This window comes from Photobacterium kishitanii (assembly GCF_003026355.1).
In the GTDB taxonomy this organism is placed as follows: Bacteria; Pseudomonadota; Gammaproteobacteria; order Enterobacterales; family Vibrionaceae; genus Photobacterium; species Photobacterium kishitanii.
In genome coordinates this window covers 20404-44890 of sequence record NZ_PYON01000014.1, presented here as the reverse complement: position 1 = coordinate 44890, position 24487 = coordinate 20404, and the positions used below count along the sequence as shown (strand labels likewise).

Here is a 24487-nt window from a genome sequence, read left to right as displayed (position 1 = left end):
CTTCAAAAAAACTATCGTTTAAATATGATTTAAAATAGTATACCTCAAAAAGGTGACACTAGTTGATATGAATCAATAATAATATTATTCAATATCCATTGTAAGCTAAAAATAAACAGTTATTATAAAATTAATTACCCATAAAGCTTAGCAAAACTGAAACATAAAGACCATGACTATAAAAACACACCTTAAACGCATTTTTCCGTTATCCTTTTTTCTATTAGTCGCTTGTGAAACACATGTTAATGCAGCACCACAAGTCACTAAAGAAATGATCAACAAACCGATGAACTATTCCCAACAACACCCAGGTATAAATCAATCTAAAGAAAATATAGAACAAAAGAAAATGGTTGATTTTGCTAGAAAGTATATTGGTACACGCTACGTTTGGGGAGGAATTACACCGAAAGGATTTGATTGTTCAGGATTTATTAAATATGTCTATAACCATTTTAATATTGCCATTCCAAGAACAACAGCACAGTACGCACAACTATTTAGTCATTCAATAGCATTAAAAGAGGCTAAAGTTGGTGATCTCATTGTTTTTACAGGCACAAATTTAAAAATAAGAAGACCTGGCCATGCCGGTATTATTACCGAAATAAAACCGGGGTTAGTGAAATTTATTCATAGTTCATCATCTAAAAAACACTTTGGTGTCACAGAAACGAATTATTATCAAAGTGGTTACCCAAAGCGTTATTTAACGGTTATACGGATGCCTAATCCATCAAAAAAGGAGTAATAATACTCCCATTAATTGTTATGTTTATGGCACTACGCATTCAGTGAGTAACCGTAAACAACCATAATCAACTAGCCAATCATGTTGTTGTTGATCTTTTACTAAAAAGCAACCTGAATAATTCAAAGCATTAGCAAAAATATCACCAACATGGTTAGTTAGCCGAGGGATCACTAGCATCCAATTTTGAGTTAATAGAATATTATAAGGTAAGCATTCTATGGGCTCATTGATATTTAGTGTGACATTTTGAGGGGTTAGACCTAAATCGTGCATTGCCGCTAAATAGCAAAAATAGGCTTTCTCACTATTAATACGATCAAACGTAAATAGCTTATGTCTGAATGGTAACTTACCAGACAAAATCATACTCTCTAACGGCACCGTCGTTTTCATTAACTGCATATGTCGGTGGCGCTGACTTGCTCCAGCTTCTGATGCTGAATTAAAAAAACCTAATACATCAGGGTAAGTAACGCCTTGGATCCAAGCTGAAAAATCTTGTAAATCAAGTAGAGATGATTGGCTCACAAACGCTTTACTACAAATAAGTAAATGAGGCTCACCGACAGGATACTTATTTAATAAACACACATGATCATGACCTACAGTATCCACAAACATTTGCTCATCATAAGGCAAGAAAGGATTCTGCTGTACATGTCCTTGTTGCATTTTTTTATTAAGATTATCATTCATGATCTTAATAAAAAAATCAATTCCCTGCTCAGAAACGACTGAGCTCATGGTCGCTATTGGCAACAATGCTTGCGCCTCACTTGCATTTTTAGCAACTGTTAAAGCTTTATCCCATAACATCTACAATACCTGCAACCATTATTATTACTAGAAAATAAAACAACAATAATCACTCACCTAATAAAAAAACAGCAACATTAGATAGCAAAAATGATGTGTAATTTAAAGTTTACACTTTTGGCGAGAAATCACTATCGCTAAAAACAATGAGAGGATAGCCCTCACTGCTGAAAGTTTGTATTATCGTACCAGTTAATTCTATCGTTTACTTACAATATAACTTCGTACTCCAAAGTAGATTATAGATCCTAATGATTAAACTTTATATTGGTCCTATAAAGTGCTTTAACAGGGTATTCCAGATCGGTCAATCTGTTACCCTACTCTCTTTTTATTTCTACTCTAGTTAGTTAAAAGATAAAAAAAACGCCCATCAAAGATGAGCGTCCTATTTACACGTTTATCATACTAAATCAGCTGCGCACCTATTAAGAAACAGCCAAAAGCTAAGCTCAACAGCATTGCGACAGATCCACCTGCCACTTGATAATCAGAACTTGTCGTTGCTGGAGCAGATTTTCTTATATTATGGATCATCCACATCGGTATAAACACTGCGATAAATACTAATATCAATCCTGCATAGCTCAAAACAGATAGGAATTGGTTGGCGGCAAAGATAGCCCCTAACAAAGGTAGAATAAATGTTAGTACATAAGTCACTGCGCGATTTTTTCTAAATAAATCAATATTTTGATCAAACAGCGACATAGCCACGCCTAAGAACGACGTTAATAACGCTAAGCCGGTAAAAATAGAAAGAATAATATGTATGCCAGCAAAACGTGTACTCAATGCATCTATCAGTACAGAAACATTATCAAATTTAATTAATTGCTCTGCTGATAGACTACCAACAACAGCATATAGCCATAATAAGTAACAACCCAATGGAATCAATGAGCCTAATAACACCATATTTCTTAATTGCTTATGGCTTGCTTTATCATTGTACGACACTAATGAAGGAATGACGGGAAAGAAACCGAAACTGGTGAACAATACTGCACTAGTTTTAATTAAATCAACTTGGCTATTATTGCTTGCTTCAAAGAAATGATTAAAACTCATACCCGGTATTAAGGCAAATAACGTAATAATTAGCACTGCAATCATGATTAAAAATAACACACGATTGAGCTTATCAACGACGCCTGTTCCAGCAGCAACAATACAACCAGCTAACACTGTAAAGATGATCTGACTGTGTAGCATTGATAACTCAAACCCAAACCCTGTTACCAATTTCTGTAGTAAATCGCCAGCACCGATGATGTAAGCCATTAATAAACAAACTAATAAAGCATAAAGCAATCCATTTGTTACTAATTGACCACCTTTGCCTAATGTTTTTCGTGCGATGGTATTCATACCAAGACCACCGCCAACTTTGATACTTGCTTCTAATAACAATAAAGCGGCATATGTCGTACCACTCCAAATAAGCAGCATTAATAATGAGCCAGATAGTAAACCGAACTGTGCTAATACCATCGGGATGGCAAGCATGCCAGCACCCAATGCTGTGCCCGCAATAATTAGCGAACTTCCTAATAATTTAGTATTCATATTTCCCTTGTTCTTATTGTTAAATAATAGCAATCCATATATCTATTTATAGATATATTAGTAATAACATGTGATTTGTCGTCAATAACAGTACGGTTACAAAGAACCGTTACTAAATCGGAAGCTAAAATAAGAGGCAGAGGAAAAGGTCATTGCTATGCATACAGCATTAGCAAAAAAAGTATCTAGTACCAACGATGAGGGGGGTTGGTATTGTTTATTTCGAGGGTAATGCGTCATTATCGTACTCCAAAACGATGAATCCCAGTCTATTAGCTCTATTCGGTCATAACATGATTACTGCTTCGGTCAAAACAGTTCACTCAGCTAATAGCATCATACTAAAACACATTTATCAGGAATGGAATGAATGATTCTATTTCTATTCAACAAATTTGATTGCTGAAATCAAGCTTAACTAACGTCAAGCAATTAAATGCTGTCGGCTTCACGGCAATAACGCTGCCATCAGCAAACTGTATACCATCATAATACTGACGCCCCCATTTCACGCGCTTGAAATGTGCATAACCTGCTTGCTCATAAATAGACTCTAATACATTAACAGCACCATCTCGTTTTACTTGAGCTGCTATATTTATATCCAATAATTTATCAGCAATCGACATAATGATCCTCACTTTACCTTTACTGCTTTTTGCTTTATTTACCTTTTCTATCAAATTACAGACAACAATCAAGGCTCAATAAGTAAAATGCGATCTTTATCACTATTCAATATAAAATTAATAAAAAAAACCCAATCCGAAGACTGGGCATTATTGATAACAAGAATAATTAACTAAAAATTATACATTAAACGTTGCATCACCGTGCTCTTTGGGATTCGCACCAAAACGGTTTACCCCTGATGTACTGTCCTGAATCATAAAATAGAGCAGTACTAACATGCCAACAATAGGAATTAACATTATCAGTGCCCACCAACCCGTACGATCTTGATCATGCAAGCGTCGTACTGTCACAGCAACTGTTGGTATAAAAGCAAAAGCCGCATATAGCGCAGCTAATACACCATAACCTTCAACGAGCGTTGGTAACTGTAATGTACTATCCACTAGACCACAGGCCATACTGATAAGTGCGTTAATTAAAGTGAAATACCAAAATTCTTTTCTGCGTGAACGCCCTTGAAATTGCGCATATTTACGAAGAACAGCAAAGTACCAATTCATTATTTTTCCTTGTTAATATTAATAACGTTTAATGCGGACTACTTTCATCATTTCAAATTCTAAACCAGCGACAGTAATCATATCAGCATAATAAGTCATATTCACTTTTGCACCAGTAAGGCTTTTATATTTTGATTTCCTTTTAAATTTAAAAGGCACATTATAGCCGTCGATCATCAATGAATGCTGTATCCACTCGCCATCATCTCGCTGAGTATGAGAACACACAGTTAAGCCTTCGCTGTGAATTAATTGTGCATGTTTAGCGATAAGTTTATCACTGTCAGACTTCATTGATCATCCCCCATTATTAATGCTTTTTCTAGATACAAAAACAGAGAGCTGAGCTCTCTGTTTATTTTTAATCATTCAGCGTTAATATACTACCTCTAAAGAGGAAGAAATAAACCAGCCAATGTCGCACTCATTAAATTAGCTAAAGTCGCTGCAAAAATAGCTTTCATCCCTAAACGCGCAATTTCAGGACGACGTTGAGGTACGATTCCACCTAAACCCCCCATCAACATGGCAATAGAGGTTAAGTTAGCAAAACCACACAATGCAAATGTCACTATCGCTTGTGAGTGTTCACTAAGCTTAGCTATTGTTTCTGGTTTCATTAGTTCAGCAAACGCTATAAATTCATTCACAGCAATTTTAGTACCAATGAGGCTAGCCGCTGTTGTTGCTTCAGACCAAGGCACACCAATTAACCATGCAACAGGAGCAAATACGTAGCCAAAAATCATATTGAGGCTAAGATCATTAATTCCAATCCAGTGACCAATATGGCCGAGCCCACCATTTACCATTGCAATTAAACTAATAACAGCCAATAAACTTGCACCAACAGCCATTGCAATTTGTAAGCCACTCAATGCACCACGAGAAGCAGCATCGACGAGGTTAACGGGTTCATCTTCTTCACCGTCATCTTCCTCTTCCATGCTATGCACGCCTTCGGTTTGCGGCACGATCAATTTCGCCATCATCAATCCCGCAGGTGCTGACATAAAACTAGCAGCAATCAGGTATTTCAACTGCACGCCAAGCCCCGCATAACCAACCATAGTGCCGCCAGCAACAGAGGCTAATCCGCCAACCATTACTGCAAATAATTCTGAACGTGTCATCTTTGCTAAGAATGGGCGTACAACTAATGGTGCTTCTACAGAACCAACAAAAATATTAGCCGTTGCAGACATTGATTCAGTACGCGTAGTACCTAATAGGCGTTGTAATAAGCCACCAATACCACGGATAACCCATTTCATCACACCAACATAATAAAGTACGGAGATTAATGCCGAAAAGAAAACAATAGAAGGTAAGACATTAACCGCAAAAATAAAGCCTAGTTTAAATTGAGCTAGCTGGCCAAACAAAAATGATGTGCCTTCATGACCATAATCAATCACACCAGATACAGCACCAGAAACACTATTTAGCACGACCCGGCCAATAGGCACATAAAGAATAAAGGCCGCAAACACGACTTGAATACAAAAAGCGCCTAAAACACTGCGCCAATTAACTGCTGAACGGTTTTCTGAAAATAAAAAACCTACTGCAAAAATAGTAATAATACCGAGCATGCCAACAAGATAATGCAAAGTCATTCCCCAATGTATGGTGTAGTAAACGATTGCGGAAAGAGTGTATTCATAAAAAAAAGTGTGACAAGGATCAAGTTGTTATTGCAAACAACAACAATTTAACAAACTGACGCGATATTGGGTCATTTTTAGCCTAAGCAAACGAAAATCATCGGATTAGTTCCTATAGAGAATACTATTACCCTCTACAGTTACAATTTGAAACACTTGCCCCTCACTTTTAGCCAACCGTTTGCGTGTGATCGCTGTTTTTTACATCATTACCATTTGCACAAAATATTACCTGCTTCTATATGGCGGCGAATAAATTCAATAAATAGATTCACTTTATTAGGCAAAAATTTATGTCTTGGATAAACGGCATATAGCGGCATATGCTGTGTTAACTGCCAATCTGGCATAAGTCGAATCAACTTACCTTGGCGGATTTCATCCGTTAACAAGTACGTTGCTAAATAGCCAATACCATTACCTGCAATCGTAGCATCACGAATTGCATCAGCAGAATCGACGCGATAATTACCCGTGACTTTAATATCCTGATTATCATTTTGCTGACTAAAGCTCCATACATTATCTTTACGCTCACGGCTAAAATAAATAATACAATTATGCGCAGTTAAATCGCTGGGTTGATAAGGTACACCATGAGTCGCTAAATATTCAGGACTTGCCACCAGCACAAAATCACAATTACTCAAATGGCGTGCAACAAAACCTTCTGGGGGTGAATCCATAAACCCAATCCAAAGATCGAGTTGCTCTGCAATCAAATCAACACGGTGATCAAACAAACTTAATTCTAAATTGAGTAATGGATATTGGGCATGAAACTCATTGATATAAGGTGCCACATGATTGGAAGCAAAAGATTGCGCGATCCCAACCCGCAGTAAACCTTGTGAGTTATCTTCATTTATCAATAATTCACTTTCTGCTTCATTTATTTCTTCCACTACTTTTTCACAATGCTTCGCAAACAAACGTCCCGCTTCTGTTAATGCGAATGATCGCGTTGTGCGTTGTACCAATTGCACCCCAAGGCGTTGTTCAAGTTGCTGAATCAATTTACTGACTTGAGTTCTAGATATATCAAGTAGCTGTGCTGCCTTGGTAAAACTTTGTTGTTTAGTGAGAGCATTAAAAACTATCATCTGCTGCGCTTTTTTTAACATCGACAACCTTTTTATTTTTGATAGAAAAACAATTTCAACTAAAAATACCTCAATATTGGTGCGATCGTAATATTATTTATAGTTGCAAGTATATGGCATCACTATATTTAGTGAGTATTTCATTACCACTTATGACAACAGAGAATAAAAGAACCTTTTTATACATTCTCATTAAGCATTTGTTACAACATTCATAGAGTGTTCAAACTTCTGAAATATTACTGTCACATAACTTTTTTAATCTTTGTCGTGTTCATTCAGACCTATTGGCGTTTTGCCTAACAAGAAAGGATTATGAAAATGAAGACAAAGATTATCGGCGCAGTTGTTGTTGCAAGTTCACTTGCTGTTAGCTCTGCAGCGTTCGCTGGCGAGACTATCTCTGTTGTAGGTTCTAGCTCTGTTTCTCCCCTCATGGAAGTATTGGGTGAAACTTATGCAAAATCTAACGATGTAACGGTAGAAGTTCAAGGACCAGGATCATCAGCAGGTATCCGCGTTGCTCACGATGGTTCAGCGGATCTTGGTATGTCATCTCGTGCCTTAAAAACATCTGAAGAATCGCCACAAATAAAAGAAATCGTTGTTGCTCGCGATGGTATCGCTGTCGTGGTTAATAATAGCAACCCAGTAACCGATTTAACCAAAGAGCAAATTACTGAAATCTACAAAGGTAATGTGACTAACTGGAACCAAGTTGGTGGCGAAGATAAACCGATTGTTGTCGCAACCCGTGATACAGCATCAGGTACTCGTGGTGCATTTGAAGACATCATGTCGTTAAAGAAAAAAATTAATAATATCGAAGTCTCTGCAATATCTCAAAAAGCACAAGTTGCAAGTGGTAATGGCCAATTAAAAACAACCGTTGCAAATAACCCATTTGCTATCGGTTATATTTCACTGGGCTCAGTTGATAACACAGTGAAACCCCTAACTATTGATGGTCATAAACCATCCGTCGAAGCGATTAAAGCGGGTGATTATAGCGTTCAGCGTCCATTTATTGTGGTTTACAAAGAAGGCCGCCCATCAAAAGAAGCATTGGAATTCCTAACGTGGGTTCAATCACCAACAGCACAGAAAATCGTTGCAGATAAAGGCTTCATCTCAGTTAACTAATTTTTATTTTAGCGCTCAACTATTTGAGTTGGGCGTTTTTGACTTCTCAGAAATAGGTTACTCATTGGTAGCCTTTCTGGAGTGTAGATTATATGACCATCGCAAATATTGAGAAATCAACTAAGGATACTCCGTTGCTTAAGTCGAAAAAGCGTATCGACTGGCGCGAAATGTTCTTTAAATACCTATTCATGCTCAGTGCAGCAATCGGTATTTTATCGCTCGTTACTATTGGCTACTTTATTTTCCGTGAAGGCTATGCGGCCTTTGCCTACTCAGGTGTCACAGGGATTGTACTTGGCACTGACTGGTTGCCACCTGCACTTTACGGTATCGCACCGATGATTGTTGCTTCACTTGTATCAACAGCAGGTGCAGTAATGATTGGTGTACCTATTGGCGTATTAACCGCAATATTTATCGCAGAAGTTGCACCAAGACCATTGGCTAGTTTTATTCGCCCAATGATTGAACTGTTAGCAGGTATTCCATCGGTTGTTTATGGCTTCTTTGGCTTAGTTATTATTGTTCCGTTGATCCAAGAAATATTCAATGTTCCTGCAGGTAATACAATCTTAGCCGGAATCATTGTACTTGCAGTAATGATTTTACCTACAGTAATTACCATTTCTGAAACGTCTATCCGTGCTGTACCTCGTGCTTATAAAGAAGGCTCTTTAGCACTTGGCGCATCACCAATGTTTACTATTTTTAAACTTATCGTTCCTGCTGCACGTTCAGGCATTATGACAGGGGTTATTTTAGGCGTTGCGCGAGCACTTGGGGAAACGATGGCAATCATTATGGTTATGGGTAACTCCCCAGCAATGCCAGAAGGTTTACTTGAATCAGCTCGCACATTAACAGCCAATATTGCAATTGAAATGTCTTACGCAACAGGTATTCACGCAAGCGCACTGTATGCTACGGGTATTGTATTGTTAGTGTTTATTATGACGCTAAACGGTGCACTTCTTTATCTAAACCGTGAGCGAGCGAGGTAATTCACAATGACTAATAATCACTCTTTATCAACTCAAACTAGTCGATTAGAAAATGCGAATCCAGCAGCGCAAAAACTAAAAGATCGCCTATCACTCACTATTATTTGGTTATCTGCAGGTGTTACTGTTGGCTTTTTATTATGGGTGATGTGGTACATTCTCAGCAATGGCCTCTCTCATGTCGATTGGTCTTTTATTAGTTCAAACTACACGACTATTGGTAAAGAATCTGGCATTTGGCCAATGATTGTTTCGACACTTTATATGGTGTTTGCATCAATCGCTGTAGCTGCCCCATTAGGAATAATGACGGCAATTTATCTGACTGAATATGCCAAAGTTGGAAGTCGTTTAGTTAAAGTTATTCGTTTTTGTACTGAATCTTTAGCGGGTATCCCTTCGATTATTTATGGCCTTTTCGGTATGACCTTTTTTGTGGTTATTCTCGGCTTTGGTTACTCAATTTTATCAGGTGCATTAACCTTAAGTATTTTGATTCTTCCGGTGATTATTCGTACCACCGAAGAAGCATTAATGGCTGTACCACAAACTTACCGTGAAGGTTCATATGGTTTGGGTGCATCTAAAATTTATACCATCTGGCGACTCATTCTTCCTAGCGCAATGCCTGGAATTGTGACCGCTATTATCCTCAGCGTGGGTCGTGTTATTGGTGAATCAGCACCAGTATTTATGACAGCAGGCATGGTAGCGCGTATTCCTGACAGTGTCTTTGACTCAGGACGTACGCTTACTGTTCACCTGTACAAGCTAACGCAAGAACTCTACACAGTACATGAATGGAACCAAGCTTATGGTACGGCGACAGTACTTATCATTGTTGTTCTTGTAATTAACCTAATAACCAAGCTTATCGCTAGCCGTTTTAATACTGCGACTTACTAAATTCTGAGGATACATACATGAACAAATTTAACATTGAAAACCTAGATCTTTTTTACGGTAAAAACCAAGCACTAAAGAAAATTAATTTGTCGATCCCTAATCGTCAAGTCACTGCTCTAATTGGGCCATCAGGATGTGGTAAATCAACATTATTACGCTGCTTAAACCGCATGAATGACTTAATTGAAGGGGTAACGATCAAAGGATTGCTTACAATCGATGATGAAAATGTCTACGGTAATATAGATGTTGCTCAATTACGGATTAAAGTTGGCATGGTATTTCAAAAACCAAATCCATTTCCGATGAGTATCTATGAGAATGTCGCTTATGGTTTACGTGCTCAAGGTATCAAAGATAAAAAAACGTTAGACACTATCGTAGAGCAATCACTGCGTGGCGCAGCATTATGGGATGAAGTCAAAGATCGTTTAAAGTCACATGCATTTGGTCTTTCTGGTGGTCAACAACAGCGTTTGTGTATAGCACGTACCATTGCGATGAAACCTGAAGTGATCTTAATGGATGAACCGACATCAGCACTTGATCCTATTGCCACTAAAAAGATTGAAGATCTGATGGAAACACTCAAAAAAGAATTTACGATTGTTATCGTTACTCACTCAATGCAACAAGCTCGCCGTATATCAGATCGTACAGCGTTCTTCTTGATGGGCGAGTTAGTTGAGCATGATGAAACCCAAAACTTATTTAATAACCCTGCGGATGATCGCACCCGTGGTTATGTCAATGGTGACTTTGGTTAACCCCATATTTACAGAATAATAATAGCGATGGTACAACTTGCCTCTTCTTTATGAAGGGGCTTTTTTATTTAAAAGGCATTGATATCAGTAACTAAAATAAAATCACACGACAATCTTAACAGAATTGATTGCAGCACCAACATTAAACATGTATTTTATAGTTATGTTTTAATAATATCAGCAATCAAGGATATCATCATGGCAACAATTCCAAATGATTACGTTAATTATAAATCTACCCCGATCTTTACGCCTGAAAATATTCCGAAGATGTTTCTTCACTGCCACAATACCCGTGTTGGCGTCTATGGAAAAATATGTGTCTTACAAGGGCAACTAAAATTTTATGGCTTTCGTGATCGTCGCGGAGAAGTTGAACAAGAAATTATTATCAATGCTGGTGATATAGCGATTAGCCCACCGCAATACTGGCACAAGGTCGAATTTTTAACTGAAGATACACAATTTCAAGTACGCTTTTATGCTCAAGATAATAGTCAAATCGTACGTGAGAACCTAAACGAACGCTCATCAGAGTTATAGCAACACCAATAGCGCATACTCACAGTCATTACCTTATAGTTGTTAAATTAACTCTATAATGACAGTATTTAAAAGAGTATCAGATAGTCTTGGCCGCATTGACAACTAATCACTGATAATCAGTATTATGGGAGATGTGATAATGCGCTATAATCAACAACTTAGACAAGTTACGTCATGGATAGACGTACTTACATCAATCAATATCCCAATAAAATCAGCTGCAGTATTAATTAATAACTCACCGATTAAAAAGTTATTTTCCTATCAACTTAATCACTGCAACATTAAAACATATAAATTAATCAAAGACGTAACCCCCAAAATATTAATTAATGAAATAATTAACAGTGACTGTAATATCATTATTGCCGATAGATCTAGTTACATCCTGCTGCGACAAATAATGCCCTACCTACGACGCAATGTTGTCATTGTGCTCACTCAAGAGTATTGGGTACCTGATTGGGCATGGGCTTTTACTCAATATTATTTTTTATGTCAGCAAGATTTACCATAAAGTGATCACGGCCTTAGATACTGCAACAAATTGATAATCAAAAGGATAATTATTATCTAAACCGCTCTAGATACATTTGTTCTATTTAAAATTGAATATTTATAGCAGCGGACGCCAATTTAGATATAATCTGCGCACATTTGTCTAATGACAATAAATAGCTCGTTATCAATAGCCATTATAAATACTGATAACTTCATATTTTCTCATATCACCAGCAGGAGTTTATCGCAACATGCGCTTACTGGTATTAATGCTCATTTTCGTTTCTACGCTAAGTTTTGCTAACACAAAACCACAGCCTACAAACCCTCAACAAACAAATGTTGAGTATCAAAAACTTCAAAAACTTAACACTGAATTAAACGTATTAGCAAAAGAAGCGACATCAACAACAGGTTCATCGCTTGACGTTATTCGCTTACAACTACTCAATAAAAACAAAGAATTAAGAAGTACACTAACGGATTTAATTGACGATAAAAAAGCAGATAAAACACTTTTATTAAAACAAGTAGAACAACAAATAAAATTTGCGGCTGAAGCTGAAAAGTTTTTACAAAACAAAGTTGAACGCGATCAAAAAGATCTTGATAGCGCGAAAGACACTGACAAATTAGTGGCTTTAAAAGCACTATCTGAAAGCCGTGATTTTATCATTCTGGTTCTTAATGAAGAATGGGAAAACTACCAATGGATGGAACGTTTAGGTAAACCTCAGCCTAATGCGATTAAAGCACTCAAGAGTAATATTGAGCATCGCCTTGACTTCATGTCAGCATCACTCACTTTTGGTAGCCAAGCACTAGATTTAAACGATAAACAACTAAAGTCGGCGACAGGTGATGAACTAAAAACACTACAGGTCACCCAAGTTTTAGCCCAACGTCAAGTTGATAGTGACACTAAAAATCTAACGGATTTAGTCAAACTTGCAGATAATATGGGACTAGATACCGCTGAATATAAACGTTTACTATTTGAACAAACGGGTAATGTTACAGATGACCTACTAAATAGCAAAGTTATCTGGTCAATCGTTACATCGTGGACGACTGAATTTGGATCGTGGTTATTTGAAAATCTCCCACAGATGATCTTTAAAGTCTTTATCTTTATTTTTATTATCTTTGCCTTCAAAGCATTAAAGAATATTGTCCGTAAAATGGTAACGCGAGCCGTATCGACAAAAAACTTGAAGATGTCGATGCTAATGCAAGAGTTCTTTATTTCTATGTCGGGTAAGGTTGTGTTTGCAATCGGTATCTTAATCGCGCTCTCACAAGTAGGTTTAAATCTTGCTCCAATTTTAACCGGTTTTGGTGTTGCCGGTATTATTGTTGGTTTCGCACTACAAGACACACTCTCTAACTTTGCCTCAGGCATGATGCTATTAATCTATCGTCCATTTGATGTCGGTGATTTAGTAGAAGCAGGCAGTATTACTGGCAAAGTAAGCCATATGAGCTTAGTTAATACGACAATCAAGACATTTAGTAATGAGATAATTATTGTACCTAACAGTAAAATTTGGGGCGATATAATTAAGAACGTTACTCACGAAAAAGTACGTCGTATTGATATGATTTTTGGTATTGGATACAGCGATGACATCGAAAAAACAGAGCAAGTATTACACGATATCGTTGACTCTCACCCTTCTGTTTTACGTAGCCCAGAGCCAACAATCAAGCTGCACACTTTAAACTCATCATCGGTTGATTTTATTGTGCGTCCTTGGGTTAAGACTGACGATTACTGGGATGTTTACTGGGATATTACTCGTGAAGTTAAAATGCGCTTTGATCGAGAAGGCATTTCTATTCCGTTCCCACAACAAGATGTCCATTTACATATGGTTGAGAAAGCTATTGAATCAAAAACAGTCTAATTAGTCATGTTATAACAACCTAAAAGGGCAACTCATGTTGCCCTTTTTCAAGTAGCTAGTAAAAAAGCAAATACTCGCAAGCAAACAAATTAAAAATATACTGTTAGTAACAAATAAATTCATATTATTGAATAATAAATAGGTATAATTATTTCGAGCAAGTATTGAGTTAAACTGATTTTTTATTCAATATTCACAACACTAGCATGGACGTTAACGAACATGCCTTAAAAAGAAACGATAATTTCATCGTTAAGCAAAGAAGTATATTTGCACTTTTGCTCACATATTCACATTACTGTTCAGGAATAACTACAATGAAAAAACGTCTATTAGCGGCACTGGTACTTCCTATGATGTTAGCTGCATGTTCAACTACAGGTATCACCACTCAAACACCACACCAAGTAACAGGCAGTGAGCTTGCTAATGGTAGTTGGTCATTAGTAAAAATTGATAACCAAGATCTTTCTCAACCAGCACCAACACTAGAGTTAGCTACTGATCTTGCTGCAAATGGTCACGCTGGTTGTAACCGTTACTTTGGTCAAGCTGAAGTAAAAGACGGTCAATTCCGTATTGAAAAAATGGGTATGACGATGATGCTATGCCCAGATAATGAAATGAAGATTGAACAAACCTTTTCACAATCTCTTTCTGAGTGGAACAAAGTCAGCATTTCAGGTGATACCATGACAATGACTAACACCAACCATACCTTAACATTTGCACGTGATGTTGCGGCAACAGCAGCAGAATAATCACCTACAAATAAAATAAGAGCTGTTTACACACTTTCGATAACAAAGAAATCTGTGTAAACGGCTTTTTTATTCAAATAAATAATTAAGAGTGTTACCAACTAACATTTAATGAAAATTTAGTATCAGATGGATAATTCGCTTTCCAATCAGATACGACACGAATAATAGATTGATTATCTAATTTATAACAACTAATTCCCATTTTACCACCATTATCTATAGATGGCTTATTAGAAGAACATGTTAATTGAATATCGTTTTTTCCTCCTTCTGCTGGTAAAAAACGATTTGGCAATGTTACACTATATATACCTTGATCAACTCTTTCTACCTTGATTTCATTATAATATAATTGAGAACCTCCACCTTTAATAATAGTTGCACTAGATAGCTTTCCATCAGCCGAGATATTAAGTGATATAGATCTCTTAACCTCATTAACAACTGGACCGTTCTTATTAATAAATGTTAGTGGTAATATGGCATCAGCAAAACCTCTCACCCAATCGCCAACATATTCAAAACGAATCCAAGAATATTTTTCGTCTTTTTTAATATTTATAGGTTTATTATTTGTTCTTGCCATAAAAGCACTATCGTCACTACTAGAATAAGGATTACAAGCACTTAACTTACCATCTGTACCAATCCTTGCTATAGATTTCATGTAACTAAAAGAACGATATCTTGGGGCATCATAATCATATTTCCATACGTTTTTATTAATATTTTCAATATTGGAAATTAAAACACTACCTCCATCTTTAGGTTCAATATCAAACCAATTTGTTTCAAGAAATCCATCGCCTTGACAATCATTTTCTTCAAAATACATAACTTCAACGGGAGTAACAAAAGTATCGAACGGGTCCGGATACATATCTAGAAGCCCAGAATTGGGATTAATACCAGCTCGTATTGTATTTTTTAATATATTCGGTGTTTTTAGCCCCGCACCTATTGCCTCTGCATAATAATCATTATTAGCATCATTATAAATACCAACAATCTCACTTTCGGTAGCATAAACATTAAAACTGGATAACTCTAATATAATTCCAGTTGCAATACTTGTTACTAACAATATCTTTTTCATATCAATCCCTTTAATTATATTAATAAAATGTTTTTGTTAGTATTAAATATAAAACCCTTACAGAAAACTTTTTACCTATTATTATAAATAGGGAATGAATACTATATTCAAATAATAACTAATACCAATACACTTTTTATATATAAGAAAATAAAAGATTAACAATTAATATAAAGCTTGTAGATAAATACAAAACTTTATATTAAAAATATTTGTTACTTAAACTGATTATTTAATGGATCGTAATAATAACCTTGCTGAGCCAGTTTTGTGGTCAGTTCAGTTTCACTTAATTCATACCGAGATGCTAACTCTGCCATAGAGTTACACTCTAATCGCAAACGCTCATTAACGATACCAATCACAATATGGGTATCCATACCAAGTAAGTTATTAATTTCCATTATTTCCCCCTTACTATTCAATGATCACAGTCATTAGTGTACGTAACTCATTAAGCATAGACGATATGTTATTAGTTCTCCTGTTAGTAATTTTCAGATATAAAAAAGCCTTTATCTCAAACAAGATAAAGGCTAACTAATATCTAAGCTAATGACTTAAAATAAGGTCAATTGCATTACGGCAGAAAATGTTAGTAACGCTGCAGCCGCTAATAACTGCCATTTATTTACCGTTTTATGTAATAAAATATGCCCTGACCATACCAACATTGCAACGACTAAACACAATAACGAAATAACAATTTCTACGGTGTAAGGTGCTGTCGCCGCCTCACCCATGAAAATAATTTTCCATACTAATAATAGTACCGAAACAATTGCACTGATAAAGCCAACAAACGGTAAAATGCGGTGAAAAGCCTGTAACCGAGTCCGTGAAAAAGTTAATAGAACATGAGCAAGTAAACCACCATACAGTGCCATTGCCACTAAGCTCAACAACACTTCAGGCATGTCCATCATCGGCAATAACATAATCCAACAAATCAAACCTAATAAATTAGCACCATAAAGTACTATTAGAGGTCCTGAATCTCGAGTTTTACTGGTTTTCACTTTAACAGTAAAAAACAGCAAACTCAGTAAAGGAAGCACCGCCCAAACTTGGCTGATCGCAGCTAGCAGCCACCCAACAAGCAATACTGGTAGCATCTTATGTACTCGACCTCGTTGACCAGGGCAAATCTCCCCTTTGGTGAGTACTAAAGTCAGAATACATTGCGCACCAAGTAGTGCTGGAATTAAAAATGCGAGATAGCCGATCATAATATGCATCATAAAAAATAAAGGGAGCACAATTATACTCAAGTCACGTCAAGATGCGAATTTGCCCCTCTATATTACAATTAATCACTCTTTAACATGATTAACCGACTTAATATTATCAAGACCATCTTGTTATGAACCAAAATGAACGTCAAAAATGTTCGTTCGCTCATTTATGTGCGTTCGCTCAACAAATATAGTCTAATTTAGTGGCATATTAACCCTACTATAATAGTGGGCGTTAGAAGCGCTAATACTGTAATCAATAACGATAAGCGAAACGAACATGACGACTTGGTTAGAAACAGAGGTTGTGATCATCGGTGGTGGCGCAACAGGTACAGGTATAATGCGTGATTGTGCCCTGCGTGGCATAAAATGCATCTTAATTGAAAAAGACGATTTAGCCTCTGGTACAACTGGTCGTAATCATGGCTTGCTTCATTCTGGTGCTCGTTATGCCGTTACTGATCCAGAATCAGCCAAAGAATGCATTATTGAAAATCGTATTCTTAAAAATATTGCTCGCCACTGTGTTGAAGACACGCAGGGACTGTTTATTTCTCTACCCGATGACGATCTCCAATTTCAACAACAATTCATTGGTGCTTGCCAAGGGGCTGATATTGACGTTGAGCAATTAACCCCCCAACAAGCCCTACGATTAGAACCTAACTGTAACCCACAGTTAATTGGTGCAGTAAAAGTGCCCGACGGTACTATCGATCCTTTTCGCCTTGCCTCTTCTAATGCACTTGATGCTATCGAACACGGCGCACAACTTTTTAATCACACTTTTGTGACGGCCCTTATTCAAGAAAACGGCACTGTAAAAGGGGTTAAATGCTTAAACTTAAAAACTAATACCCACTTTGAGATTCGAGCACAGCAAGTTATTAATGCTGCAGGGATCTGGGGACAACAAATATGTCACTACGGCGATCTTAATATCACTATGTTCCCCGCTAAAGGATCATTATTGATCTTGGATTACCGAATTAATAACTTAGTGATCAACCGCTGTCGAAAACCTTCTGATGCGGATATTTTAGTACCTGGTGACACTATTTCACTGATCGGTACGACCTCTGAACGCATTGATTATAAAGATATTGACGATCTCCATGTCACCAGCAAAGAAATTGATATTTTATTAAAAGAAGGCGCCAAACTTGCGCCAATTATGGCAAACACACGCGTATTACGTGCTTATGCTGGCGTTAGGCCATTAGTCGCTGTCGATGGTGATACTAGCGGCCGTAATATTAGCCGTGGCATCGTGCTACTCGATCACGCTGAACGCGATAGTATGGACGGATTTATTACTATCACCGGCGGTAAGTTAATGACATACCGCATGATGGCGGAGTGGGCCACCGATCTTGTTGCAAAAAAACTCGGTAATACCAATCCTTGCATTACCCACCAGCAACCACTACCAGGATCTGAACAACCAAAAGCAATTAAACACACAGCCAGTTTAGCCAAGCCTGTCTATCAATCGGCTTATTATCGACATGGTGAACGCGCTCAACAATTTTTAACTGACAGCAAAAAAAGCCAAGCGATTATTTGTGAATGTGAAATGGTAACTTGTGGCGAAGTTGAATATGCGATCAAGCAATTGGATGTCCATAACTTAGTCGATTTACGGCGTCGTACTCGTGTAGGAATGGGACCTTGCCAAGGTGAACTCTGTTCTTATCGTGCTGCCGGTTTATTTGCTGAATATGGCAACACTGATGGTAACTGTGCGAGTCATATTCTTAGTGATTTTCTTGAAGAACGTTGGAAAGGCATTAAACCCGTATTTTGGGGTGATGCGCTACGTGAAGGCGAGTTTTCTTATTGGATCTATGAGGGGCTATTTGGCGTAAGTGATATTCCACCAGCACCAACATCTACCACTGCTATCAATCCAAGCTGCGAGGAAAAATAATGAAATTTGATAATATAATTATTGGTGGTGGTGTTGCAGGTTTAACGTGTGCTATTCGTTGCGCCCAAGCTGGACTTAAAACAGCCGTTATTGCCGCAGGTCAAAGTGCGCTCCATTTCTCTTCGGGCTCAATTGATGTGTTAAGCCGTTTACCTACAGGTGCTGTAACCCATTACCCTTTTAATGAATTTGAGACTTTAGCCAATCAATCCCCCGGTCATCCTTATAGTAAATTAGGTGTTGATGTTACTCATCAAGCTATTGATTGGTATCAACAAACAATGAAAAATATTGGCATTGAACTACACCATCAACCTGATGGCTGTAATCATTTACGTATTACACCAATGGGAACATTTAAGGCCACCTGGTTATCACAATCAACCGTCCACCCTTTTCCAATGTTTGAACCCGCTAAAGCATTACATAAAATAGCATTAGTAACCATTGATGGATTTCGTGATTTTCAACCGCAATTAGCTGCTGATAATTTACGTTTATTACCTCAGTTTGCCAATGTTGAAATCACAACCGCTACGGTTGCATTACCTAACGTTGAATTAATGCAACGTAACCCATGTGAATATCGCTCAATTGATATTTCCCGTGTATTAGCTGATGACAACAAACTGCAACGTTTCGCATCAGCAATGAAAAATGCCATTGGAGAAACCGATTTGGTGGTACTGCCAGCGGTATTTGGTAACGGCACTGGTATCAAAGTCATTAAAAAATTAGAACAATTAACTGGCTACCAATTATGTGAAATTCCAACAATGCCACCATCATTACTCGGCATACGTTTAGAAGATGCGATGAAAAGCTATTATAAATCGTTAGGTGGACTGATTCTTGCGGGCGATGAAGTGACTCATGGTGAGTTTGAAAATAATCAACTCCAACGTATTTTTACTCGTCATCACGGCGACATGCCATTAATGGCTAATAATTATTTACTTGCCAGTGGCAGCTTCTTTAGTCGAGGCCTACATGCTGAACGTCACCATATTGAAGAGGCTATTTTTGGATTAGATATCGCGCCATTAATATCAACTAACCACCAGCATTGGTATCAATCACAATTTTTTAGTGAACAACCACATCAATTCTTAGCCATGGGCGTTGAAACCAATCAACACTTGCAACCAAGCCTTAACGGCAACACCATCACTAACCTCTATTGTGCAGGGGCTATTTTAGCGCATTACAATCCTATTTTTGAAGGTAGTGGCAGTGGCGTTGCTATCAGTACTGGTTATCACGCTGCACAATCAATGATCGCATTACGCGATAACTACGCATCAAGCGCTATTTTTCCATCATTAGCAGAGGGCAATATCTAATGCTCAAGCAAGATACCAGTTTTGACCAATGCATTAAATGCACCGTATGTACCGTTTATTGCCCTGTTGCTAAAGCAAACCCTAATTACCCTGGCCCAAAACAATGCGGCCCTGATGGCGAACGCTTACGGATTAAAAGTGCCGAATTTTATGATGATATGCTCAAGCTCTGCACTAACTGCAAACGCTGCGAAACCGCTTGCCCTTCAGGAGTGAAAATTGGTGATATGATTGCTGTTGCGCGCAGTAAGCATGCTAAACACGACATTAATATTAAAACAATTCGTGACTTTGTATTAAGCCATACTGATTTAATGGGGACTGTCGCGACGCCTTTTGCTCCAATTGTAAACGCAGTAACAAGCATGAAACCCGTTAAAAAAATCATGCATAAGACCATTGGTGTCCATGATCATAAAAGTTTACCTAAATATTCTCACGGTACTTTCCGCCAATGGTATAAAAAACACTGCCAACAACAAACTAAATATCCGCAACAAGTGCATTACTTCCATGGCTGCTATGTTAATTATAACCATCCACAATTAGGTAAAGATTTCATCAAAGTCATGAATGCAATGAATATTGGAGTGCAATTACTTAAAAAAGAAAAATGCTGCGGTGTACCGCTAATTGCTAATGGTTTCTTTGATAAAGCTAAGAAAAACGCATTACTCAATACTCAAAATTTTGAAGCGGTTATTGAGCAATATAATTCAACTATTGTATCAACCTCTTCAACATGCGCGTTTACTTTACGTGAAGAATATCCTCATGTTTTAAAAGTTGATAATGCCAAAGTTGCCGATAAAATCGAATATGTCACCCGTTTTTTACTCAAAACTTTTATGAATGGTAATACCCCTAAACTCAAGCCTCTTAATAAAAAAGTGGTCTACCATACTCCTTGTCATCTTGAGCGTACGGGAGGAAGTTTGTATACCATTGAATTACTCAAAATGATCCCAGGCTTAGAACTAGAAGTATTAGATAGCCAGTGTTGTGGCTTAGCGGGTACTTATGGCTTTAAAACTGAAAATTATGATACTTCAATGAAGATTGGTGAGGACTTATTTCAAAAAATACGCCATGCCAAAGCAGATTATGCGATAACTGATTGTGAAACGTGTAAATGGCAAATTGAAGAAAACGCTGATTTAACAACGATTCACCCAGTAAGTTTACTGGCAATGGCATTAGCTGACTAAACACAGCTTTACCAATCCGCTCTTTTTGATAATACTAATTAAAGTACGCAGTATTTCACCCGATTAAATATTGCGTACTTTTAACTTGCTCAATAGCTAGCAAAATCGGTTTATCTAAAATTTGAGTCGTCGCATTATGTTATATATAAAACCACTAGGGTTACTTTTTGCCGCACTAATTTTAAGTAGTTGCTCTTTCATGGCAATCGCTGCAGATAGCAATGAAACTGTTCACTTTAAAACTGACACTAGCAGTGGTCAATATACAGCAACAGCTGCTAACTATGATGTCAATAATTATGTTTTTTATGCAAAAAAAGACCAACATTTAAAAATCACACTAGACACTAAAAGCACTAAGCTATGGGTGATTCTATTAAACTCAAAACTTGAGCGTATCGCTGATCTAAACCCTTTTTCTGCTGATATCAATGATAATGGTGAATATATATTACCTTATACTGGTAAATACAGTATCCGTATCGGTCAATATCGTGCTTTTGCTCGTCGCGGCGAAAGTAGTCATTACACATTAACCATTGCGATCGATTAACCATTTTAACTCAATATAACAATGCTGTTACTTTATCGCTTTACTATTATAAAACTAACACCATTGTTAAATAACGATTATTGACTTAATTCGGTTGTAAAATAGGCTGTTGCTTAGCCGATTTAATTAGGAACCCGCACAATATAAACATAATCAAATATAACGCTGTTCCTCCTGCCACTACAGTATCCCAACCGCCATGCTGCCAACAATAAATTAAGAAGAAACCACCTAAACTACCGCCAACATAATAATGAACTAAATAGAGCGCTGTTGCGGTAGCTTTAGCGACTTTGGCATGTTGGCTCACCCATGCATACGCTAATGAATGAGTGAAAAATGCCCCTGAACTCAATAATAATAAACTTATTAAAATAGCAATGCGTGATTCAATTAACCCTAACCACATTCCCACAAGACTTAAAACACCGCCTAAAATCATACCTGATATTGGATTAAACTTACTTACCCAACGTCCACTTAAACGGGATGTTATGGTACCACTCAAATAACAAAGGAAAATTAATGATGCCCAACTTAACGGTAAATTAAACGGCGCGGCAACTAATCTAAAACCAGTTACTGAATAAAGATTAATAAATAGAGCAAAATTCAATCCACCAATTAGCATTGCTAACCATAATACTGGTTGTTTTAGATGCGCGTATAACTGGCTAGCATGTACTCGCAGTTGATGGTTATGACGAATAAAGTGTTGCTGTGGTGGGAGTAATTTAATCACCACAACAGCACCAATTAAACTCATTATAGCCATACCAAGCACAGCCCAATGCCAGCCTAATTGTTCTCCTATAATCCCACCATATAATCGCCCAGCAATCCCTCCTAATGAATTAGCACTAATATAGCTACCCACCGCTAACATTAATGCAGTGTGGCTAAATTCCTCTGCCATATATGCCACAGCGACAGCAACGTAACCTGCAACAGAAATCCCCATAACCGCTCGTGCTAGAGTTAAGGTCAACAAATCCTGAGTGAAAACCATCGCAATGCCGACAATGGGCATCAAACATAAACTGATCACCATGATTAATCGGCGCCCTACTATCTCTGATGCAATAGCCCATGGAATTAAACATAACGCGAGCATTAATGTTGTCGCCGCTAATACCCAATTAATTTGAGTCGCAGAAACAGCAAACTCTGTCGCCATCAGTGGCAACATCGGCTGAAATAAATACAAATTACAAAAAACGATAAATGACCCTAATGCCAATGCAAAACTGGTTTTCTTATAGGCTGATGTGTTTATTTCTATCATGATTTCACCATTAAAAAGATTCATGCTTAGCTAAAAGGGGAGCAATTATTATTTTTAGACACTAAACATTGCGTGACAAGACGATAGCAGTAGCTACATAATAATGAAAATATATAAATAATATCGCAGCGATAAACAAAAACTATACCTATGGATACTCGTCTACTTACTTATTTCACCAAATTAGCTGAAACAAAAAACTTCACTCGTGCAGCTGAGCAACTTCATATTGCGCAACCGGCACTCAGTGTTGCTATCAAAAAGCTCGAACAACAATTAGATCTCACCCTCTTTTACCGTAATGAGCGTAAAGTCACCCTCACTCAAGAAGGTGAAGTATTGCTAATACACGCTAAGCAAATTTTACAAAAAATAGCAGATGCGACCTTAGCAATGAAAGAATTACGCGGATTAGAAAAAGGCGAAGTACGGCTTGGTGTACCGAGTATGTTAGGGTCATATTTTTTCCCTCAAATACTGATGGGTTTTAAAAGCCACTACCCCAACCTTAAATTAACCATTGTTGAAGCAGGTACCCAATCTATTCGACAAATGTTACTTGATGGTGAATTAGATCTCGGAGTCATTATTAATCGTAAAGTCCCCTCAAGTTTACAAATCGAACACCTGTTGAGATCACAAATGGTGGCAGTAGTCAGTGAACAACATAACTTTGCTGCAAAAAAAAGCTTAAGTTTTGAGGATTTTTTTGGACAAGAATTAGTGGCATTTAAACCAGGATACTTTCATCGAGAAATGTTAGATCACGTCTGTGAGCAACATAATTTAACCCCTAATATTTCATTTGAAACTAATTTATTACCAATGATTTTACAGATCGTTCGACATGATTTTGCCATTACCGCATTGCTTGAATTAGTCACAGAACATGAACCTCATCTTATTCCAATCCCTTTTACAAAACCGATTCAATTAGATCTTGCCATGGCATGGCGCAAACAAGGTTATCTATCACTTGCTGATAGAACATTTATTGAATATGTAAAACAGCAATGCCAACAATAAATCATTTAAAATAACACTACAACCAGCATGGGTAACAATTATTATACATTTTAAAACCAATAAACATTAATAACAAAATCAAACCATTAACATTATCAATAAAAGCATGGGCAAGATCATATCTTGAACTGTTAATAGTCGTTCATAAGCTTATTTTTAGTT

The 24487-nt window shown here is 37.2% G+C and carries 25 protein-coding genes; 14 read left to right on the top strand and 11 right to left on the bottom strand.

The window, feature by feature from the left end; all coding sequences use genetic code 11:
* Positions 1–172 precede the first annotated feature (172 nt).
* Positions 173–754 (top strand): C40 family peptidase, encoded by a 582-nt coding sequence (locus C0W29_RS15460; protein WP_045043651.1) that lies wholly within the window; start codon positions 173–175, stop codon positions 752–754.
* Between the two features lie 24 nt (positions 755–778).
* Here C0W29_RS15460 and C0W29_RS15455 read toward each other — a convergent pair whose 3' ends face one another.
* The 7 genes from C0W29_RS15455 to C0W29_RS15425 form a co-directional block, all read right to left on the bottom strand.
* Entirely contained in the window at positions 779–1573 is a 795-nt protein-coding gene (locus C0W29_RS15455; RefSeq protein ID WP_045043650.1) for an ATP adenylyltransferase family protein, read from the bottom strand.
* A gap of 408 nt (positions 1574–1981) precedes the next feature.
* Complete coding sequence (locus tag C0W29_RS15450; RefSeq protein ID WP_036794101.1) at positions 1982–3142, bottom strand: amino acid permease; 1161 nt, start codon at positions 3140–3142, stop codon at positions 1982–1984.
* Between the two features lie 386 nt (positions 3143–3528).
* Positions 3529–3771, bottom strand: coding sequence for a hypothetical protein (locus C0W29_RS15445; protein WP_045043649.1), 243 nt, complete (start codon positions 3769–3771; stop codon positions 3529–3531).
* A 180-nt stretch (positions 3772–3951) separates the two neighbouring features.
* Positions 3952–4338 (bottom strand): DUF805 domain-containing protein, encoded by a 387-nt coding sequence (locus C0W29_RS15440; protein ID WP_045045611.1) that lies wholly within the window; start codon positions 4336–4338, stop codon positions 3952–3954.
* An 18-nt stretch (positions 4339–4356) separates the two neighbouring features.
* Positions 4357–4632, bottom strand: coding sequence for a hypothetical protein (locus tag C0W29_RS15435; RefSeq protein WP_036794097.1), 276 nt, complete (start codon positions 4630–4632; stop codon positions 4357–4359).
* Positions 4633–4727: 95 nt separating this feature from the next.
* Positions 4728–5957 (bottom strand): NupC/NupG family nucleoside CNT transporter, encoded by a 1230-nt coding sequence (locus C0W29_RS15430; protein WP_373455528.1) that lies wholly within the window; start codon positions 5955–5957, stop codon positions 4728–4730.
* Between the two features lie 257 nt (positions 5958–6214).
* On the bottom strand, positions 6215–7129 hold the full coding sequence (locus C0W29_RS15425; protein ID WP_036794095.1) for a LysR family transcriptional regulator: 915 nt from the start codon (positions 7127–7129) through the stop codon (positions 6215–6217).
* Positions 7130–7429: 300 nt separating this feature from the next.
* Between C0W29_RS15425 and C0W29_RS15420 the strand changes: the two genes are divergently transcribed.
* From C0W29_RS15420 to C0W29_RS15385, 8 genes are all read left to right on the top strand, one after another.
* Positions 7430–8251 carry a phosphate ABC transporter substrate-binding protein gene (locus tag C0W29_RS15420; protein WP_045043646.1) on the top strand — a complete coding sequence of 274 codons (822 nt, stop codon included), beginning with the start codon at positions 7430–7432 and terminating at the stop codon, positions 8249–8251.
* A 92-nt stretch (positions 8252–8343) separates the two neighbouring features.
* A complete protein-coding gene (gene pstC, locus C0W29_RS15415) occupies positions 8344–9255 on the top strand; it encodes a phosphate ABC transporter permease subunit PstC (protein ID WP_045043645.1) in 912 nt (303 codons plus the stop codon).
* Between the two features lie 6 nt (positions 9256–9261).
* Positions 9262–10161 carry a phosphate ABC transporter permease PstA gene (pstA, locus tag C0W29_RS15410; protein ID WP_045043644.1) on the top strand — a complete coding sequence of 300 codons (900 nt, stop codon included), beginning with the start codon at positions 9262–9264 and terminating at the stop codon, positions 10159–10161.
* A gap of 17 nt (positions 10162–10178) precedes the next feature.
* Positions 10179–10928 carry a phosphate ABC transporter ATP-binding protein PstB gene (gene pstB, locus C0W29_RS15405; protein ID WP_036794087.1) on the top strand — a complete coding sequence of 250 codons (750 nt, stop codon included), beginning with the start codon at positions 10179–10181 and terminating at the stop codon, positions 10926–10928.
* Positions 10929–11126: 198 nt separating this feature from the next.
* Entirely contained in the window at positions 11127–11471 is a 345-nt protein-coding gene (locus tag C0W29_RS15400; protein WP_045045610.1) for a DUF1971 domain-containing protein, read from the top strand.
* 142 nt (positions 11472–11613) lie between these two features.
* Positions 11614–11991, top strand: a complete 378-nt coding sequence (locus C0W29_RS15395; RefSeq protein WP_045045609.1) for a hypothetical protein — start codon at positions 11614–11616, stop codon at positions 11989–11991.
* Positions 11992–12226: 235 nt separating this feature from the next.
* Positions 12227–13882 (top strand): mechanosensitive ion channel family protein, encoded by a 1656-nt coding sequence (locus C0W29_RS15390; protein ID WP_045045608.1) that lies wholly within the window; start codon positions 12227–12229, stop codon positions 13880–13882.
* A gap of 317 nt (positions 13883–14199) precedes the next feature.
* On the top strand, positions 14200–14643 hold the full coding sequence (locus C0W29_RS15385; RefSeq protein WP_045045607.1) for an META domain-containing protein: 444 nt from the start codon (positions 14200–14202) through the stop codon (positions 14641–14643).
* 94 nt (positions 14644–14737) lie between these two features.
* Here C0W29_RS15385 and C0W29_RS15380 read toward each other — a convergent pair whose 3' ends face one another.
* The 3 genes from C0W29_RS15380 to C0W29_RS15370 form a co-directional block, all read right to left on the bottom strand.
* Entirely contained in the window at positions 14738–15742 is a 1005-nt protein-coding gene (locus C0W29_RS15380; RefSeq protein ID WP_045045606.1) for a hypothetical protein, read from the bottom strand.
* A 215-nt stretch (positions 15743–15957) separates the two neighbouring features.
* Positions 15958–16146 (bottom strand): DUF4250 domain-containing protein, encoded by a 189-nt coding sequence (locus tag C0W29_RS15375; RefSeq protein WP_036794074.1) that lies wholly within the window; start codon positions 16144–16146, stop codon positions 15958–15960.
* A 156-nt stretch (positions 16147–16302) separates the two neighbouring features.
* Positions 16303–16971: a hypothetical protein gene (locus C0W29_RS15370; RefSeq protein ID WP_045043640.1), complete on the bottom strand. Its 669-nt coding sequence runs from the start codon at positions 16969–16971 to the stop codon at positions 16303–16305.
* Between the two features lie 286 nt (positions 16972–17257).
* Here C0W29_RS15370 and glpA point away from each other — a divergent pair, with 286 nt between their 5' ends.
* From glpA to C0W29_RS15350, 4 genes are all read left to right on the top strand, one after another.
* Entirely contained in the window at positions 17258–18910 is a 1653-nt protein-coding gene (gene glpA, locus C0W29_RS15365) for an anaerobic glycerol-3-phosphate dehydrogenase subunit A (RefSeq protein WP_045045605.1), read from the top strand.
* The gene (gene glpB / locus C0W29_RS15360; protein WP_045045604.1) at positions 18910–20253 is read left to right on the top strand and encodes a glycerol-3-phosphate dehydrogenase subunit GlpB; all 1344 of its coding nucleotides are present in this window, start codon (positions 18910–18912) and stop codon (positions 20251–20253) included. The genes glpA and glpB overlap by 1 nt, the downstream gene beginning before the upstream one ends.
* Complete coding sequence (glpC, locus tag C0W29_RS15355; protein WP_036794066.1) at positions 20253–21461, top strand: anaerobic glycerol-3-phosphate dehydrogenase subunit GlpC; 1209 nt, start codon at positions 20253–20255, stop codon at positions 21459–21461. Before glpB ends, glpC begins: the two co-directional genes overlap by 1 nt.
* Before the next feature lie 199 nt (positions 21462–21660).
* The gene (locus C0W29_RS15350; protein ID WP_235861959.1) at positions 21661–22014 is read left to right on the top strand and encodes a hypothetical protein; all 354 of its coding nucleotides are present in this window, start codon (positions 21661–21663) and stop codon (positions 22012–22014) included.
* 85 nt (positions 22015–22099) lie between these two features.
* Here the strand turns inward: C0W29_RS15350 and C0W29_RS15345 are convergent, their stop codons facing one another.
* A complete protein-coding gene (locus tag C0W29_RS15345) occupies positions 22100–23299 on the bottom strand; it encodes an MFS transporter (protein WP_045043637.1) in 1200 nt (399 codons plus the stop codon).
* A gap of 150 nt (positions 23300–23449) precedes the next feature.
* Here C0W29_RS15345 and C0W29_RS15340 point away from each other — a divergent pair, with 150 nt between their 5' ends.
* Positions 23450–24325 (top strand): LysR family transcriptional regulator, encoded by an 876-nt coding sequence (locus C0W29_RS15340; protein ID WP_045043636.1) that lies wholly within the window; start codon positions 23450–23452, stop codon positions 24323–24325.
* Positions 24326–24487: the final 162 nt, after the last annotated feature.